Raw genomic sequence first — 17,778 nt, 5'->3', positions numbered from 1 at the left:
CAAAAAAAAGCCTCTTGTACGATGTACAAGAGGCTTTATCCGTGATGAAGCTAACTTCCAATCAGCAATGCGGTGCAGGAAAACATGGTTTTCCGCACTGTACATTGTAGTGTTTTTCATCGCAGGTTTCCGACATTGTGTGCGGATAGTAGTGCTGATGTTCAAAGACATAGTGCGTTTTTCTAACTGTATGCAGACGGTGAATATGTCGAACAATAACCGGTTTGAAAATGTGCTGAACATTGACCGTCATCGGATCATAAACCGTTCCGCCCGAGGTAGGCGGGCAATTCAGTGTATTTTCCATTGTTTTTCCCGGTGCAGTTCCCGCCTGCGCACCAGCCATCGGATAAGCACCTTTTCCTTTCCCTTTTCCTGCCGGCTTAAATCCAGGTTTAAAACTCGGTTTAAAATCCGGCTTGAAATCTGGTTTGAAATCCGGTTTTGGTGCAGCTGCCGGACTGATGTTGCCCATATTCCCTACATTTCCCACGTTGCCGGCGGGACCGAGATTGCCAGCGTTTGGCAGGTTTTGATTTGAATAAGGTGTAACTTCCATAGTTGTTTTTCCTCCTCATCATCGAAGTACACTTATAACCTATGAACCGAAGTGGCCTGTTGCCCTAATGAGAACACCTAATTTTAGACTTTTCACCTAAATTTGGGCAGTAAGCCCACGCCGGATTACGTTGATACAAATGCTAGGCGTACGTATGACAAATTTGATTCGATAAAGAACAAAGTCTTCTCAATGGAATGATTAATCGACAACTAGAAGGAAAACGACAAACAATGCTTGCAAAAATTAACCAAATCGCTTAGAATAGACAAATGTCAGTGAATGAATACTATGCGCTCGTAGCTCAGTGGATAGAGCAATGGTTTCCGGTACCATGTGTCGGGGGTTCGACTCCCTTCGAGCGCATCGCGAAAAAAGATCAGCCAAACGGCTGGTCTTTTTTACTTGTAAAAAAGTGATTTTGCATTGTGGTACGTCAATTGTAAAGGAGCTTTCGCCCCGCAGATTCCCGCCTGTTTGAGGAGGCTTGCGGCGCGCCCGCAGCAAGCGAGCAATTGAAGCGACGATTCAGCACCGAAAAGACACGAACCCATCACATATGGCTGGAATTTAAGGAGCGGGCGCTTTTTGCTCGATTTTTCTTATCTTGCGAGAAAAAATAATCCAGCAAAGCAAAAAAGCTTGCCTATCCACATGTTTTCTATACTATTAATAAGTGAAATGCATCGCCTTAATCCTGCATTTCTAAAATCAAGGTTAAATTGCTATTCTTTAAATTTGACCTATATTGACCTTTAGGGTATTATTAATGTTGGTAAAGGGAAAAATAACTTTCTCAATGGAAAAAGGGGGTTCGTTCAATGCCTTTAATACCTACAGTCATTGAGCAGACAAATCGCGGCGAACGCGCGTATGACATCTACTCACGCTTACTGAAAGACCGCATCATCATGCTCGGCTCAGCGATTGACGATAATGTTGCCAACGCGGTTGTTGCACAGTTGCTTTTCTTAGCAGCCGAAGATTCAGAAAAAGACATTTCGATTTACATTAATAGTCCTGGCGGTTCCATCACCGCGGGAATGGCCATCTATGATACGATGCAATACATCAAGCCAAAGGTATCGACCATCTGTATCGGAATGGCTGCTTCAATGGGCAGCTTCCTTTTAACTGCCGGCGAAATCGGCAAGCGCTATGCCCTTCCGAACAGTGAGATTATGATTCACCAACCGCTGGGCGGCATGCAGGGACAGGCGTCGGATATGGAAATTCACGCAAAACGGATTATCAGCATTCGCGAAAAGCTGAACCATATCTACGCAGAACGTACCGGTCAGCCTTATGACGTGATTGCTCGCGATACCGATCGCGACAACTTCATGTCTGCTGAAGACGCAAAGAAGTACGGGTTAATCGACGAAATACTGACCACAGCAAAATAAGCAGCAAAAAGAAAAAGATCGGGGCATATGCTCCGATCTTTTTTGCGTCCTCATTTAATCATGGTTTTACCTTCTTCAACAAGTGATGCAAGGGCTTTCAGTGCTTCCTCTGCATCGCTGCCTTCCGCTTTCATAAGCAGCTGTTCGCCGCAGGCCGGAGCCATACTCATCACGCCCATGATGCTTTTCATGTTGGCAACACGACCGTTCTGCTCAATCGTCAGCTGCGATTGATACTCGCTTGCCTGTTGAACAAATCGTGCCGCAGGACGCGCCTGAAGGCCTTCTTCAAACCCAATCGTCACTCTCTTTGTCAGCAATCGCGGATTGCCTCCCTTCATGAAAATGACGGCGCCTAAACGTTTTGGCCTTGTCGAATCCGATTGGCAATCGCGTCAATTTTGCGAAAGCGGTGATTAATCCCGGATTTGCTGATCGGCTCGCCGTTCACCATTTCTCCGAGTTCCTTTAATGTAATGTCCGGATTTTTCAAGCGGATCTCGGCAATTTCACGCAATTTATCCGGCAATTCATCCAAACCGATGCTTTTCTCGATGAGACGAATGTTTTCCATTTGTCGCATCGCAGCAGACACGGTTTTATTGAGATTAGCGGTCTCACAATTGACCAGCCGGTTCACTGAGTTGCGCATATCTTTGACAATACGGATATCTTCAAAATAAAACAAGGCCTTGTTTGCGCCGATAATGCTCAGAAAATCGGTGATTTTTTCGCCCTCTTTCATGTAGATGATGTATCCGTTCTTTCTCGGTAATATTTTGACATTAAGATTGAACGTATTCATCAGTTTAGCCAAAGAATACGTATATTCTTCATAATTTGAAAAGATTTCAAGGTGATATGAAGATTCCGGATGGTTCAACGATCCGCCCGCCAAAAAGGATCCGCGCAAATACGCACGCTTGCAGCACGCCTTTTCAACAAGGTCCAGCGCAATTTCACGTGTGAACTGACCATTGTCATCAATAATTTTCAGATTTTCAAGAAAGGAACGCGCCGACTCTTTCAGGCGAACAATATAAACGTTATTCTTTTTCAGCCGCATCTTTCTGCGCACTAGGATTTCAACTTGATAATGATACACCTGCTTGATTAAGCGAAAAATGCGGCGAGAAATGGCCGCATTCTCCGTTGCGATATCGAGTTCAATGCGTTTATTGCGGATCGAGATAAATCCGTTCATGCGCGTCAGTGCCGCAAGTTCGGCACGTGCGCAGCAGTCATCCACCTCAAGCATGGTTAATTCTTTTTTGGTTTCAGCGGCAAATGACATGCCCATTCCTCCAAACCTTACACTTTTTTCTCCGTGGCTAAAGACATGAGCATGCGTCCAACCATTGCCTCGTCATGGCGGACGACACCGCCGGCTGTTTTAATCAGCGGTGCATGAATGATGTCGATACCGAGATCATTTAATTCTTTCCAGTCAATTTGTACCGGTTCCGATTCCTCAACTGCATAGCGTTTCAACAAATCAACTTTAATCGGCCGGCTGTTGACGATGATGGTATCGATGAACAGAGACGGCACATGATGATGAATGGCCTTAATATGCTGCGACGCAGTAAAATGGTCGGTTTCTCCTTTTTGCGTCATCACGTTGCACACATAAACCTTACGTGCTTTTGAACGTACAATTTCCTCAGCCAAATCCGGGACAAGCAGATTGGGAATCACGCTCGTAAATAAGCTGCCCGGGCCAAACGTAATCATTTCCGCTTCACGAATGGCGCGAATGCTTTCCGGGAGCGGATGAATATCCGCCGGTTTGATAAATACATGTTCAATTTTCTTATTTGCTGCGGTAATCTGCGATTCACCTTCAACAATGCTGCCGTCACTCATCAATGCGCCAAGCGCAATCATCTGATCAGCTGCAGGCAGCACTTGACCGTGCACGTTGAGAATACGGCTCAACTCGCGTACAGCTTTCACAAAGTCTCCAGTAATCGACGTCAATGCAGCAATCAAGAGATTGCCTAGGGAATGGCCATTAAGTCCACTGCCGGTTTTGAAACGATGCTGAAGGAGCTGTTGAAACATGGGTTCAACATCCGACAGGGAAACAAGGACATTGCGAATGTCGCCGGGAGGGGGGATCTGCAGTTCGTTTCTCAGTTTCCCGCTGCTGCCTCCGTCATCCGCAACAGTCACGATCGCAGTGATATCCACCGGATACTTCTTCAATCCGCGAAGTACAGCCGGTAGACCGGTACCGCCGCCAATCGCAACGATTTTTTTTCGCTCTGTCATTCGAATTATGATCCTCTCTCAATATCCCGGTGCGACACATTGGTCGGGAAATCTCCGGAAAGTTTTTTGGCAATCCATTCGGTCAGTGCAACCGACCGGTGTTTGCCGCCCGTACAGCCGATCGCAATCACCAGCTGTCCCTTGCCTTCGCGCTTGTACTGCGGAATCATGAATTGAAGCAGATCCATAAGTTTCGTCAGGAATTGCTTCGTTTCCGACCATTTCAGTACATATTCAGCGATATCGGCATCCAGCCCTGTCCGCTCACGCATATGCTTCACATAATAGGGATTTGGAAGAAAACGCACATCAAAAACGAGATCGGCATCAATCGGCAGACCGTATTTAAATCCGAATGACAGCAGATTGACACGAAACGTCTCGGTTTCTTTAGCAAATTCCTGAACGATGGTATCGCGAAGTTCCCGCGGTTTCATATCTGTTGTATCTATATAGTATTGCGCAAGGCCTTTGACTTCTTCCAACTTTTTGCGCTCAGCACGAATTCCTTCAATGGGCCGGCTCTTCGGCGAGAGTGGGTGCGAGCGCCGCGTCTCTTTGTAGCGATGCACCAATACCTCATCTTTCGCGTCAAGAAAAAGAATCTTGGGTTTGATTTTATCCGACTTGCTGAATGAATCCAGCGATTCGAAAAGCGAGTCGAAAAAAGTGCCGCCGCGCAGATCCATAACAAGAGCTAGCTTATTCAGTTTTTCAGAATCCGAGTCTTCGATGAGATCAATAAATTTAGGAAGCAAGGTTGGCGGCAGATTATCGATGCAGAAGTAACCCAAGTCCTCAAAAATGCGGGTAGCAATTGTTTTTCCCGCACCCGACATACCCGTTATAATGACTACTTGAATATCCTTCATGTTGCATCCATCCCCACCGATCAATTTTTCATGAACCATGCGAGCGTTTCGCGCCGTATTCACTACTCTCATTATACTCGAAATAGAAAGATTCAGGTAGCAGTGTGGTGGGACAAATTACCGGCATACGATTATGCTCATGAAATAGACGCCTACAGAACCAATAGATGCTTAAAAATGATTCATGATACAAAAAAATACGGCACCGCCTTGCTGAGCGAGCCGTAACATCAATTGATATATATAAAAAGGGGGGTCAATCTCATACCCCTATCATAACGTTCTTTCATTGCATAAAGATTACACGAGAATTAAACAAGGATAAAATCAACACACAAACTTCACTTTTGCATCATGACGAAAGGCATAGGCTGCATGCTTATTTTACTGCGGATGCATCCTTAAGTTTTTCAACATACTTCTGAGCGTTTTCAGCAGCAATACTTCCATCGCCGGTTGCCGTCACGATTTGACGCAATTCTTTTTGGCGCACATCGCCGGCGGCAAAGATACCTGGAATGCTGGTTTCCATCTTTTCATTGGTCACGATATAACCTTGATCATCCAAAATACCCAAGTCTTTCACCGCGTGAGTCAACGGATTCATACCAACATAGATAAATACACCGTCAACCGGAAAGTCGCTTTCTTCATCTGTTTTCTTATTTTTCAGCGTCAGACTGGACACTTTTCCATCTGTACCGTTGATTTTCGTACAGATCGTATCCCACAAAAAGTCAACTTTTTCATTATTGAACGCGCGGTCTTGAAGAATCTTCTGCGCCCGTAACTGATCACGTCGGTGAATAACCGTCACGCTGGATGCAAATCGGGTGAGGTAGGTTCCCTCTTCAACTGCTGAATCACCGCCGCCGATGACTGCCAACTTCTTGCCTTTAAAGAATGCACCATCGCAAACCGCACAATACGAGACGCCGCGTCCGGCCAGTTCCGTTTCACCAGGAACGCCGAGCTTGCGGTATTCTGCTCCTGTCGTCACGATGACCGTACGTGCCAAATACTGCTTGCTGCCGCAGTCAATCGTTTTGTGATCGGCTCCGTCAATAATCTTCTTAATGTCTCCATACGCATATTCAGCGCCGAATTTCTTTGCATGTTCAAACATTTTATTTGATAGATCCGGTCCAAGAATGGATTCGAAGCCCGGATAATTTTCAACTGCTTCCGTATTTGCCATTTGACCGCCCGGGATTCCCCGTTCAATCATTAACACCGACATATTTGCTCTTGCCGCATAGACGGCTGCAGTCATCCCGGCAGGCCCCGCCCCCGCAATCACCACATCATAAATTTTCTCTTCTGTCAATGTCACACATTCCTTCCTTAACAAGATTATCCGCATCATTTACCAATACGCAAAAAGCATTGAGAATTTAGGATCGGCTCAGCAAGCCGCGATCCTTTTTTCGCTAAGAAAAATGAATTTTTAATAATAATTATTATTATCTGCTCATCTGATAATTCTATGCTAAAGAATGGAGACACCAAAGTCCAGAAAATTGCTCAGATCTTGTTATCGCCTTGTTCATGCGGCGTCGTATCCCATTTTTTCCTTAGTGCACAGGATAATTCATGAATTTTTTTTCGCAATCGATAGACGGTTGTTCCGGCTTCTTCTGCAATTTTTTTCTGTGTCACTGCCTCTCCGCATTCTTTATTCCAGAGATAAATCAGTGCGGCTGCCCAGCCCTTTACATCGTTTTCCGAAGCCGTGGTCATTGCATCGATCACTGCCCAGAAACTGTAAAGCTCGGGATGCTTCATCGCTTCCTTTTGTCCGCCGGCAAGCTGCTCCACTTCGCGCATGATTTGCATGTTCGCATCACGAACGCCAGATCGGGTCTCGCTGATGATCCGTGTGGCCATACGCTTTATTTCCGCTGATTGGGCACGTTGAGCAGTTTCAGACAGTACATCGTGCATGTAGTGCGCTGCTGCGTAAAAAAGTGCAACCAACCGATAGGCTTCTTCCTCACCCTTCAATGCTTTCCGGACGAGATCCTTCACCATGAAGTTTCCCGAGGCGTCCGCTTCAAACATCATATCCTGAATTTTGTTGTATTTAAACGGGTGAAACGGTTTATCACTAAAGTAGTCGGCACGGCGCCAGTGTTTGCGCGCGCTTTCCAGATGACCACAGCGATAAGCAGCCAATGCCACCCAATAATAAAAAACTTGATCGCGATGAACGCCGCGTTTTTCCGCAACATTCAGCCATTGATATGCTTTCTGATAGTCTCCAATCAATAGATAGGTAGAACCCAGCTTGCCGCAATGCTCCGGATAAATGGGGCACATCTGGCCTAGAACCGCCACAACCGCAGCCCGGTCCTTCTGCTGACCAAGCTGATCAAAAAATGTAGTCAAGTTGCACAACGCATGAATATTTCCCGGGTCCTTCTGCAGCACGCGCTGGACCGCATCGAATGCATGTACCGGATCACCCATAGAAAAATATGCGATCGAAAGATTATTTTGTGCCGCCAGAAAATCCGGCTCATCCTCGATCACCTGCTTAAAATGATGAATCGCTTCGTCAAAATGACCATGTTCCAGAGCCAAGCGCCCGCGCTCATGTTCCGTCACATAGGGTCTCTCGTCCCCCTCGAGTTCCTTAAGCTCTGAACTGAGCATCTGGTACAGATCTTCTGCTTCACGCTTGAAGGTCCCGTTTGGTTCAACCGTTAAATAGATTTGAATTTCATCTAAGGCTTCTTGGATTTCACCAAGATAGGCGTAATTGTTGGCAATAAAAAAATAACAATCGGTTACGTTTGAATCGAGTTCGTAAACGACTTTTTTCAGCAATCGATTCGATAATTCATAGTTTTCCAGTTCTGATAGAATCTCCGCCTGGCGGCATAAGTAGTCAACCGCATTGGGATTGAATTGAATGGCTCGATCTAAGTAGTGACGCGCACGTTCAAAATCTCCTTTTCTGAAACTGGTCATCCCTTTTTGATAAAAAAAGTCGCCGTCCCGGCGAAAATCGATAACCTGTGCTTTCTTTGTCCGGTTCCTCTCATCCATAAATACCCAGTTCCCCCGTGCCTTTATTAAAATACTGCACTATTATAGCATAACTGCTCGTCCGCATTGCGTGCATTCTTGTTGCGTGCAGGACGTACTTTCACAGGATGTGAACGTTCCTTTACAATCAGGAACGTTCCTTTATAATTAGCGAAAGCTTCTACTTCCGCAGAACGCGGCTGATTAATCATTCTTGATCCTGAGTGACACTTCAGCTGCTTGCTTGCCGCCGTATGCTCATCTTGTAAGAAAAACCTGAAGCTGCGGTTATGCCTGCTTCAGGTTTTTCAATCCGTTATTTTACTGTCGCTCCCGCACGAACAACGATAGCAATCAGATCGTTCATTTGATGAAGCATATAATCGGGCTTCAAGTTTTTGAGCATCGTTGTCCCCTTCAGCGACCATCCGACCGCAGCGGTTTTAATCTGAGCATTTTTCCCCGCTAAAATATCACCGGGACTGTCGCCAACCATAATCGTTGAATTGGTTTGTGCGGCCAGAGCATCCATTGCGCGTTCCACCGGTTCAGGATCAGGCTTTAGGTGCGTCACATCATCGCTTGTAACGACGGTCTCGAAGAATGGTGCCAGTTTGGTATAGCTCAAGCCGCGTTCCACCATGTCGCGCTTCTTCGTGGACACAACGCCGAGACGGCAGCCTTCATCTTTTAAGGCGGTCAAGGTCTTGCGCACATGCGGAAACGCTTTGACAAGCTGATCATGAAATCGACTATTGTGGTCGCGGTAGACTTCAATCATTTGTTGGGTAAGCTGAGGACTGACAGAGTGAAAACTGGTCTCCAGCGATTCGCCAATAAACGGGATCAAATCCTGCCGTTTGTATTGCCCTGGAAAATATTTGTCCAATGTGTATTGAAAAGACGTTAAAATCAAGTTATTTGTATCAATCAATGTGCCGTCCAAATCAAAAAGTACTGTTTTTATCAATTGTTCAATCTCCCGCTTCTAAAAGAATCCTCTTTTTGCTAGTAGGTGAGCTTACTCGTTACCGTGTACACGAGCCGTTAAATCCCGTACCGCGGCCGTTCCTTTTGTTTCATCCGCCAATAAGCGATCAATCCGATGCCTGCAATAATCAGCACAAGCGACAACCACTGCGAGACACGCAGCGGTCCCATCATCAAGCTGTCTGTGCGCAATCCTTCAATATAACTGCGTCCGATCGCATACCAAATCACATAGCTGACGAAAAGTTCCCCGCGTTTCAATGCAACTGTTCGGCGAAGGATCAGTAAAAGTGCAAAGCCAAGCAGATTCCAGACGGATTCATAAAGAAAGGTCGGTATGTAATAGACGCCGTCAATATACATCTGGTTGACAATAAAATCCGGCAAATGCAAGTGCTCAAGTGCGGCACGCGTGGTCGGTCCGCCATGCGCTTCCTGATTCATGAAGTTGCCCCAGCGCCCGATTGCCTGGCCGAGAATCACGCTTGGTGCGCAGACATCGGCAACTTTCCAAAAAGGTAACCGGCGTACACGGCAAAAGATCACGGTTGTGACTACGGCACCGATCAAAGCGCCGTAGATCGCAATACCGCCGTTCCAGATTTTAATGATTTCTCCTGGATGATCCATGTAGTAGTCCCATTCAAAGACAATATAGTAGAGCCGGGCACAAATAATTCCGATCGGTGCTGCGTACAAAATCAAATCGGTAAACGTATCGGAAGGAAGTCCGACACGTTTGCCTTCGCGAATGGCCAGAATCAGCCCAAGCAGGGCGCCGGTCGCAATAATAATTCCGTACCAATAAATATGCAGCGGCCCAAGTGTGATTGCCAATCGATTTAACGGTTCAATGCTTTCATTCATGATAAGTTACACCTCAAATTTTCGTTCATTCATGCTCATTCAGCGTGTCATTGAGTCGATCCGCAAACTGCTGGGCGGCGTGATAGCCCATATTCTTTAATCGAAAATTCATGGCTGCGACTTCGATAATCACCGCCAGATTTCGTCCGGGCCGAACCGGCAGTACAAGGCGCGGAACCTCTGTATCAATTAACTTCGTCTTTTCTTCATCGAGTCCAAGACGATCATAGACCTTGTTTTGATCCCAAAGTTCCAAGTGAATCACCATAGAGACGGTTTTATTACTGCGCACCGCTCCGGCACCGAACAAAGTCATCACATTGATAATCCCGAGCCCGCGAATTTCCAGCAAATGCTGAATCAAGTTCGGAGCGCTTCCGATCAGCTCCGACTCGCCCTGCTGCCGAATTTCAACCGAATCATCGGCAACCAGCCGATGGCCGCGTTTGACCAGTTCAAGTGCTGTTTCACTCTTCCCTACACCGCTGTCCCCGGTAATCAAAACGCCGACACCATACACATCGACCAAAACACCATGCACGGCAGTCATTGGCGCAAGACGCGATTCCAAATAGTTGGTAATCATACTGCTCAGTCGCGTGGTCTGCATCTTCGACTGAATAACCGGTACATGACGCTTATTGGATGAAATGATAAATTCCTCAGGGACCTCAATTCCCCGCGAAATCACAATACACGGGGTCTGCGCCGTACACAGCTGCGATGTTCTTTTGTAACGCTCATCCATACTCAGCTCATTAAAGAACGAGAGTTCCGTTCGACCAAGCAGCTGCAGCCTTCTTCTCGGATAATAGGTAAAATAACCGGCAATTTCAAGACCGGGACGAGAAATATCACTGACAATAATCGATCGGTTAACGCCCTCTTTGCCGCTGACCAACTTAAAATCAAAATGTTCAATGAGTTCATGTACACGTACTTTATTCATCGTCGTCATTTTGCCGCCGGAACACGTCCGCTGTTCTTTCATCATCACGCCTCCAACAATCAGAGCGACCTGCGTTCAAAAAGCATAAACTCCGCCGGGCAAGGCGTACATACCGGAGCGCAAAGCATCCTCCGTTTCTCACTCGAATTGCGCCGGGGGGTCGTTCCGGCGCGCGCTCAGGGTTATTCATGAACCGGGCATCTCACCCGATCTGATTCATTTTTTCCTTTATTTTACCATAGAATCAATCCATTACGAAAACAGACGCATAAACAATAACGTTCAAATAAAAAATAATGCGGCGCCTTAATCGCGTCGCATAGGTTTGATCATAAAGTTCTGAATGATGAGCTGACAGAATGCCATAATGATCGCTACAATCAAGGCACTGCCAAAGCCGTCAAGTTCAAACGCCGATCCCATAATCATTGCGGTGAGTTCCAGCATCAGCGCGTTCACCACAAAAATAAAAAATCCTAAGGTCAAGATCGTTGCCGGCAAAGCAAGAAGAAGCAGTACCGGTCGGATAAATAGATTAAGAAACGATAAGATCAAGCTGGCCGCCAAGGCTGCGCCAACGCCGGAAATATGCACCATCGTATGCAAATATCCAGCAAGTGTCATCAGAATCACCATATTGATGATGACGTTAAGCAAGATCTTTGCAAGCCAGTTTTTAAACAATTGCGTCACACTCTCTCAGGTATAATTAGATAAGCAATAAAATAACCGATCAGGCATGGAAAGACAACCGTTACGAGTGCGAGCACGACAAATCCGAGCCGAACTAAGGTTGGATCCACATGAAAAAACTCGCCGATACCGCCCAGTACGCCTGTCAGCATCCTGTTATCTGAAGACTTATAAAGCCTTTTTTGCATCCGTATTCCTCCCACCATTGATATCCTATTCAACTATACCCTTAGCTCATGCCTTTCGACAAGAAAGAGATGGTTCACCGGAAAAACTTCCCTTTGATTTTAAGCCTTTTCAGCCACTTGCTGCTGCGCGTGCAGAGGTTTGTCCATGCGTGCATGATCACGTTCCAGTACCGGCTTTAAATAACGACCCGTGTAGGATTCCTCGGTTGCAGCAATCTGTTCCGGTGTTCCGGTCGCAACGATTGTTCCACCGCCGTTTCCGCCTTCGGGACCAAGATCAATCAAGTAATCGGCACATTTGATCACATCAAGATTATGCTCAATAATCAACACGCTGTCGCCGCTGTCGACCAGTGCTTGAAGCACGTCGAGCAAACGCGAGATATCATCCATGTGAAGTCCTGTTGTCGGTTCATCAAGAATGTACAACGCACGTCCCTTTGTTCGGCGATAAAGCTGCGAGGCAAGCTTGACACGCTGCGCCTCACCACCGGACAGCGTCGTCGCCGGCTGGCCGAGACGAATATAGCCGAGTCCGACGTCAAAGAGCGGCTTCAGCCTGCGCTTAATGCGCGGTACATTTTTGAAAAATTCCATTCCTTCTTCAACGGTCATATCAAGGACATCGGCAATCGTTTTTCCTTTATAGGTTACATCGAGTGTTTCACGATTATACCGTTTCCCGTGGCAAACCTCGCAAGGCACGTAAACGTCAGGCAAAAAGTGCATTTCAATTTTAATAATGCCGTCGCCGCTGCATGCTTCACAGCGGCCGCCTTTAATGTTAAAACTGAAACGGCCCTTCTTATAACCGCGCACCTTTGCTTCATTTGTTGCTGCAAAGACTTCGCGAATCATATCGAATACACCGGTGTAGGTCGCTGGATTTGAGCGCGGGGTTCGTCCAATCGGTGCTTGATCGATTTGAATGACGCGATCCAGCTCTTCAACCCCTTTAATTTGCCGGTACTCACCAGGCAGGTCGCGCCGTCCGTGCAGCTTCTGAGCAAGTGCCTTAAACAGCACCTCGTTAACAAGTGTACTCTTTCCAGATCCGGAAACCCCGGTCACAACGGTCATCACGCCGAGCGGGAAGGTGGCCGAGACATTTTTCAAATTGTTTTCTTTGGCTCCAATGACCTTAATTGCACGTTTGCTTGTTTTTCTCCGTTTGCCTGGAATCGGGATGAATTTGCGTCCTGAAAGATAAGCACCGGTCAAAGAATGCTGATTTTGCATAATTTCTTCGGGGGTCCCTTGAGCCGTGATCTGTCCGCCGTGTTCTCCCGCACCCGGTCCAACATCAATAATATAGTCGCAGGCGCGCATTGTATCCTCATCATGCTCGACAACAATCAAGGTATTGCCCAGATCGCGCATGCCAAGCAACGAATGAATCAGTCGATCATTGTCGCGCTGATGCAGACCGATCGACGGTTCATCCAAAATGTAGAGGACCCCCATCAACTGGGAACCGATTTGCGTTGCCAGCCGAATCCGCTGCGCTTCGCCGCCGGATAACGTACCCGCTGCTCGGCCAAGCGTCAAATAGTCTAAGCCGACATCGATCAAAAATTTCGTTCTCTGCCTAATTTCACGCAGGATCAGCCGCGCAATCGTCTGTTCCTTCTCTGTTAGTTCGAGCTTCTCGAAAAAAGTCAGCATCTCACGGATCGGCATCTCGGTCACTTCGCTGATACTCTTTTTACCGATCTTAACTGCCAGAGCTTCCGGACGGAGCCGGTGACCGTGACAGGTTGGGCATGCCTTGTGCATCATGTATTCCGACATCTGTTCGCGGATGTAGTCGGAACCGGTTTCCCGATAGCGGCGGCCGATGTTGTTGATCACCCCTTCGAAATACATATCCTTATCGCGTACATCACCGAACTCATTCTCATAGTGAAAATGAATCCGTTCCGTACCGGACCCGTACAGGAGCAGGTTCAGCTTGTCCTTTGGCAGCTTCTCAACCGGCATGTTCATATCAATGCCGAAATGAGCACACGCCGATTTCAGCAGCTGCGGGTAATATTGCGAACTCGTCGGTTCCCAGGCAATAATTGCTCCCTCGGACAATGTTTTCGAGCGGTCGGGGATCACCAGATCAGGATCTACTTCCATACGCGAGCCTAACCCGTCACAATCCGGGCAGGCACCGAACGGGCTGTTGAACGAGAAGAGACGCGGTTCAAGTTCCCCGATCGAGAAACCACAATACGGGCATGAAAACTGTTCGGAAAAAAGCAGTTCTTCGCCGCCGATAATGTCAACCACAACACGGCCGTCGGTCAGCTTCGTTGCTGCTTCGAGCGAATCGGCAAGTCGCCCCTGGACGTTCGGCTTGACAACGATTCGGTCGATCACGACATCAATGGTGTGCTTTTTATTTTTCTCAAGCTGAATCGCTTCAGCAACCTCGCGCATTTCGCCGTCAACGCGAACTCGGACATAGCCTTTTTTCTTGATGTCTTCAAGTGTTTTCACATGAGCGCCTTTTCTTCCGGAGACGATCGGAGCCAGAATTTGCAGCTTTGTCCGTTCCGGGTACTCCATGATTCGGTCGACCATCTGTTCAATCGTCTGCGAGGTGATCTCGACCCCATGTTTTGGGCAGTACGGGTGGCCAATGCGCGCATATAAGAGCCGCATATAATCATAGATTTCCGTTACGGTGCCCACGGTGGAACGCGGGTTGTGCGACGTCGTTTTCTGATCAATTGAAATCGCCGGCGACAAGCCTTCAATCGCGTCGACATCCGGTTTATTCGACTGACCGAGAAACTGGCGCGCATAGGCGGACAGCGATTCTACATAACGGCGCTGCCCTTCTGCATAGATCGTATCGAAGGCCAGCGATGATTTTCCGGACCCCGACAGACCGGTAATCACGACCATTTTATCCCGAGGTATGGTGACGTTGACATTTTTTAAATTGTGTTCGCGTGCGCCTTTAACAACAATATTCTCAAGTACCATGTGCGCGTTATCCCTCCGCTTTCAATTCATAGAGCGCGTCTCTGAGTTCGGCGGCGCGTTCAAAATCGAGTGCCTTCGCTGCTTGCTTCATCTCTTTTTCAATACTGATGATCGCTTTATTGCGTTCACTCTTAGTCATTTTCTTCTTTTTCTTTTTGCCTGTATCTTCTTTCTTTTCCACTTCATAGGTGGCCTTAATCAGTTCTGGAATTGCCTTTTGAATCGTTTTCGGTGTGATGTGATGGGCTTCATTAAATTCAGTTTGGATTTTGCGGCGCCGTGCCGTCTCATCCATTGCCATACGCATCGAATCGGTGATGTGATCAGCATACATGATCACGCGTCCATTTGCATTACGGGCTGCACGGCCAATCGTCTGAATCAAGGATCGCTCCGAACGTAAGAAGCCCTCCTTATCGGCATCCAGGATTGCGACAAGCGATACTTCCGGAATGTCCAAGCCTTCACGAAGCAAGTTGATGCCGACAAGCACATCAAACTCGCCCCGTCTGAGATCGCGAATGATTTCAATGCGCTGCAACGTCTTAATTTCCGAATGCAGGTAGTTGACCTTAATGCCCATCCCTTTCAGATAATCGGTTAGGTTTTCGGCCATCTTTTTCGTCAGTGTTGTCACAAGCACACGTTCTTTTTTCTTAATTCGCAAATTGATTTCATCATAGAGATCGTCAATCTGGCCTTTGATCGGCCGAATCTCAATTTCCGGATCAAGCAACCCGGTTGGCCGGATAATCTGTTCGATCGGCTTGCCGGAATGTTCCAGCTCATAATCTGCCGGTGTCGCCGAAACATAAACGATCTGATGAATCCGTTCCTCGAACTCTTCGAATTTCAGCGGCCGGTTGTCTTTCGCCGAAGGCAGCCGGAATCCATGGTCGACAAGCACATTTTTACGTGCCTGGTCACCGTTGTACATGGCACGGATTTGCGGCAGGGTCGCATGCGATTCATCAACCATAATCAGGAAATCTTTTGGAAAATAGTCGATCAAGGTATAGGGCGATTCACCCGGTTTCCGGAAGGTCAGATGGCGCGAATAGTTCTCGATGCCTGAGCAGAAACCGACTTCCTCCATCATTTCCAAGTCATAACGCGTCCGCTGCTCCAGGCGCTGCGCTTCCAGAAGTTTGCCGTTGTCGTTGAGCACCTTCAAACGCTCATCAAGCTCTTTCTGAATATTGACAATCGCACGTTTCATTTTTTCCTGACCGGTAACGAAGTGCGATGCCGGATAGATGGCCACGTGATCGCGTTCGCCGACGATCTCGCCGGTCATCGGATCCATTTCCGTCAACCGGTCGATCTCATCGCCGAAAAATTCAACCCGGATGCAGTGATCGTCGCGTGAGGCCGGAAAAATTTCGACGACATCGCCGCGCACGCGAAAAGTACCACGTGTAAAGTTAATATCATTGCGTGTGTACTGAATATCGACCAATTGGCGCAGCATGGCATCACGTTCTTTCTCCATGCCCGGACGCAGCGACAGAACGAGCGATCCGTACTCTTCCGGCGAACCTAAACCGTAGATGCAGGACACGCTGGCGACGATGATTACATCGCGGCGCTCGAACAGTGCACTTGTCGCCGAGTGACGCAATTTATCGATTTCATCGTTAATGCTTGAATCCTTTTCGATATACGTGTCGGTTTGCGGGATATACGCTTCCGGCTGGTAATAATCGTAGTAACTGACAAAGTATTCGACCGCATTATTCGGGAAGAATTCCTTGAACTCGTTGTACAGCTGGCCGGCGAGCGTTTTGTTATGCGCAATGACCAGTGTCGGCTTCTTTACGCGGGCAATCACATTTGACATCGTGAAGGTCTTGCCGGTTCCTGTTGCCCCAAGCAAGGTCTGGTGCTTTTCACCATGTTCAATGCCGTGAACCAAGCTATCAATCGCTTCCGGCTGGTCGCCTTGCGGTTTGAAATGGGACACAAGCTGAAAATCCATACCACTGTCCTCCAATCTTCTCCGTTCTATCTATTTAAACGAAAAAAGGTATGATTCGTCTCCACTAGAAAAAATCTTGCCTAAATTATAGCATAACTGTATAAAAAAATGACAGCAAAATGCGAACAGATATTCCTGGTTTGTGGGTAAGCGTCTCCTCAACTGCGCAGCATCATTATAGCCGATGCCAGCGCAAAGTATCGAATAGCGCACGAAAGCCTGTCCTTTAACGGGTACGGTGTATTGGAGTGAAGCATTGGAACGCGCAAGCTTCGATGAGCATTGAGCATCTGCATGCTAAAATCATGAGAGATCACTTGATTCATTTTATGGAAAACTAGAAAACTTCCATGGCGCAGTGCCATGGAAGTTTTCGAAAGTCGGGTTAAGGCTTAATATCTTCACCCATATAACGCTCAATCTCTTGAACCACACTTTTCGCAGCTTTGCGGCTCAAAACGAGCTTGCCGTTTGCAAGAACCAAATTATCCGGTGAAACTTCATTCGTAATCTGGCACGCCATATTCGGCACATATTTTTTAAAGATGATTCGCTCATCTTCCGTGAATATTTCCAAAGGGTCGCCCTCTTTAATATTCATCGTTCTCCGTAACTCAATCGGTATGACAACACGTCCCAATTCATCAACCTTCCGTACAATTCCTGTTGATTTCATTCCAGGATTCCTCCTCTCAGACATTGTTTCATTCAGAGCCTATGCCCAATTATAGCACCATCTTATGTTGCACAACGCATCAGAGACACCGGTATTTTTCATAAACACACAGGTTTGCAAAATAAGTGAAACGCTCACATTTTTTCAGAGTGCTTCAAGTTCAGTAACTATTTTACATTGATTAATCAAAGAATGGAAACAACTCGTTCAGAAATAAATTCGTGCGCCGAGAGCCGCGAGCAGCCCCCGCCCAAAAGCATGAATGAGGACGTTACGATCAAAAGCGTTCCTCTATTCCTGAACGTATTTTGTTTCTG

General features: G+C 47.1%; 17 protein-coding genes and 1 tRNA gene. 2 read left to right on the top strand and 16 right to left on the bottom strand.

The annotated features are described in order from the left end of the window. Positions 1 to 61: 61 nt before the first annotated feature. The gene (locus tag K7399_RS02160) at positions 62 to 559 is read right to left on the bottom strand and encodes a CotD family spore coat protein (protein WP_223362463.1); all 498 of its coding nucleotides are present in this window, start codon (positions 557 to 559) and stop codon (positions 62 to 64) included. 293 nt (positions 560 to 852) lie between these two features. On the opposite strand from K7399_RS02160, the gene K7399_RS02155 reads away from it, so the two are divergent. Continuing rightward, positions 853 to 925, top strand: a tRNA-Arg gene (locus K7399_RS02155). A 455-nt stretch (positions 926 to 1,380) separates the two neighbouring features. Continuing rightward, on the top strand, positions 1,381 to 1,965 hold the full coding sequence (gene clpP, locus K7399_RS02150) for an ATP-dependent Clp endopeptidase proteolytic subunit ClpP (RefSeq protein ID WP_028976532.1): 585 nt from the start codon (positions 1,381 to 1,383) through the stop codon (positions 1,963 to 1,965). Between the two features lie 50 nt (positions 1,966 to 2,015). Here the strand turns inward: clpP and K7399_RS02145 are convergent, their stop codons facing one another. The 15 genes from K7399_RS02145 to K7399_RS02075 form a co-directional block, all read right to left on the bottom strand. Next, positions 2,016 to 2,285: an HPr family phosphocarrier protein gene (locus K7399_RS02145; RefSeq protein ID WP_028984374.1), complete on the bottom strand. Its 270-nt coding sequence runs from the start codon at positions 2,283 to 2,285 to the stop codon at positions 2,016 to 2,018. Positions 2,286 to 2,320: 35 nt separating this feature from the next. Further along, positions 2,321 to 3,259, bottom strand: a complete 939-nt coding sequence (gene whiA, locus K7399_RS02140; protein ID WP_028976530.1) for a DNA-binding protein WhiA — start codon at positions 3,257 to 3,259, stop codon at positions 2,321 to 2,323. Positions 3,260 to 3,276: 17 nt separating this feature from the next. Beyond that, positions 3,277 to 4,239 carry a gluconeogenesis factor YvcK family protein gene (locus K7399_RS02135; protein WP_128166414.1) on the bottom strand — a complete coding sequence of 321 codons (963 nt, stop codon included), beginning with the start codon at positions 4,237 to 4,239 and terminating at the stop codon, positions 3,277 to 3,279. A 5-nt stretch (positions 4,240 to 4,244) separates the two neighbouring features. Next, positions 4,245 to 5,111: an RNase adapter RapZ gene (rapZ, locus tag K7399_RS02130; RefSeq protein ID WP_037563162.1), complete on the bottom strand. Its 867-nt coding sequence runs from the start codon at positions 5,109 to 5,111 to the stop codon at positions 4,245 to 4,247. A 379-nt stretch (positions 5,112 to 5,490) separates the two neighbouring features. Continuing rightward, the gene (trxB, locus tag K7399_RS02125; protein WP_028976527.1) at positions 5,491 to 6,438 is read right to left on the bottom strand and encodes a thioredoxin-disulfide reductase; all 948 of its coding nucleotides are present in this window, start codon (positions 6,436 to 6,438) and stop codon (positions 5,491 to 5,493) included. A 197-nt stretch (positions 6,439 to 6,635) separates the two neighbouring features. Further along, positions 6,636 to 8,162, bottom strand: a complete 1,527-nt coding sequence (locus tag K7399_RS02120) for a tetratricopeptide repeat protein (RefSeq protein ID WP_128166412.1) — start codon at positions 8,160 to 8,162, stop codon at positions 6,636 to 6,638. 26 nt (positions 8,163 to 8,188) lie between these two features. After that, positions 8,189 to 8,353 (bottom strand): hypothetical protein, encoded by a 165-nt coding sequence (locus K7399_RS02115; protein ID WP_164875477.1) that lies wholly within the window; start codon positions 8,351 to 8,353, stop codon positions 8,189 to 8,191. 104 nt (positions 8,354 to 8,457) lie between these two features. Next, on the bottom strand, positions 8,458 to 9,111 hold the full coding sequence (ppaX, locus tag K7399_RS02110) for a pyrophosphatase PpaX (RefSeq protein WP_028976525.1): 654 nt from the start codon (positions 9,109 to 9,111) through the stop codon (positions 8,458 to 8,460). A 77-nt stretch (positions 9,112 to 9,188) separates the two neighbouring features. Beyond that, the gene (lgt, locus tag K7399_RS02105) at positions 9,189 to 9,998 is read right to left on the bottom strand and encodes a prolipoprotein diacylglyceryl transferase (RefSeq protein WP_028976524.1); all 810 of its coding nucleotides are present in this window, start codon (positions 9,996 to 9,998) and stop codon (positions 9,189 to 9,191) included. Between the two features lie 25 nt (positions 9,999 to 10,023). Then, positions 10,024 to 10,947, bottom strand: a complete 924-nt coding sequence (hprK, locus tag K7399_RS02100; protein ID WP_028976523.1) for an HPr(Ser) kinase/phosphatase — start codon at positions 10,945 to 10,947, stop codon at positions 10,024 to 10,026. A 306-nt stretch (positions 10,948 to 11,253) separates the two neighbouring features. Further along, positions 11,254 to 11,640, bottom strand: coding sequence for a phage holin family protein (locus tag K7399_RS02095; protein WP_010026438.1), 387 nt, complete (start codon positions 11,638 to 11,640; stop codon positions 11,254 to 11,256). Then, a complete protein-coding gene (locus K7399_RS02090; protein ID WP_028976521.1) occupies positions 11,637 to 11,828 on the bottom strand; it encodes a PspC domain-containing protein in 192 nt (63 codons plus the stop codon). Before K7399_RS02090 ends, K7399_RS02095 begins: the two co-directional genes overlap by 4 nt. 99 nt (positions 11,829 to 11,927) lie before the next feature. After that, positions 11,928 to 14,807, bottom strand: coding sequence for an excinuclease ABC subunit UvrA (uvrA, locus tag K7399_RS02085; protein ID WP_028976520.1), 2,880 nt, complete (start codon positions 14,805 to 14,807; stop codon positions 11,928 to 11,930). 7 nt (positions 14,808 to 14,814) lie between these two features. Continuing rightward, positions 14,815 to 16,785 (bottom strand): excinuclease ABC subunit UvrB, encoded by a 1,971-nt coding sequence (gene uvrB / locus K7399_RS02080; RefSeq protein WP_037563155.1) that lies wholly within the window; start codon positions 16,783 to 16,785, stop codon positions 14,815 to 14,817. A gap of 385 nt (positions 16,786 to 17,170) precedes the next feature. Beyond that, entirely contained in the window at positions 17,171 to 17,461 is a 291-nt protein-coding gene (locus tag K7399_RS02075; protein WP_028976518.1) for an AbrB/MazE/SpoVT family DNA-binding domain-containing protein, read from the bottom strand. Positions 17,462 to 17,778 lie beyond the last annotated feature (317 nt).

This window comes from Sporolactobacillus terrae, assembly GCF_019930545.1.
Classification (GTDB): domain Bacteria; phylum Bacillota; class Bacilli; order Bacillales; family Sporolactobacillaceae; genus Sporolactobacillus; species Sporolactobacillus terrae.
Note: the sequence above shows the minus strand (reverse complement) of the source record. Positions and strands in the feature narration are given on the sequence as shown.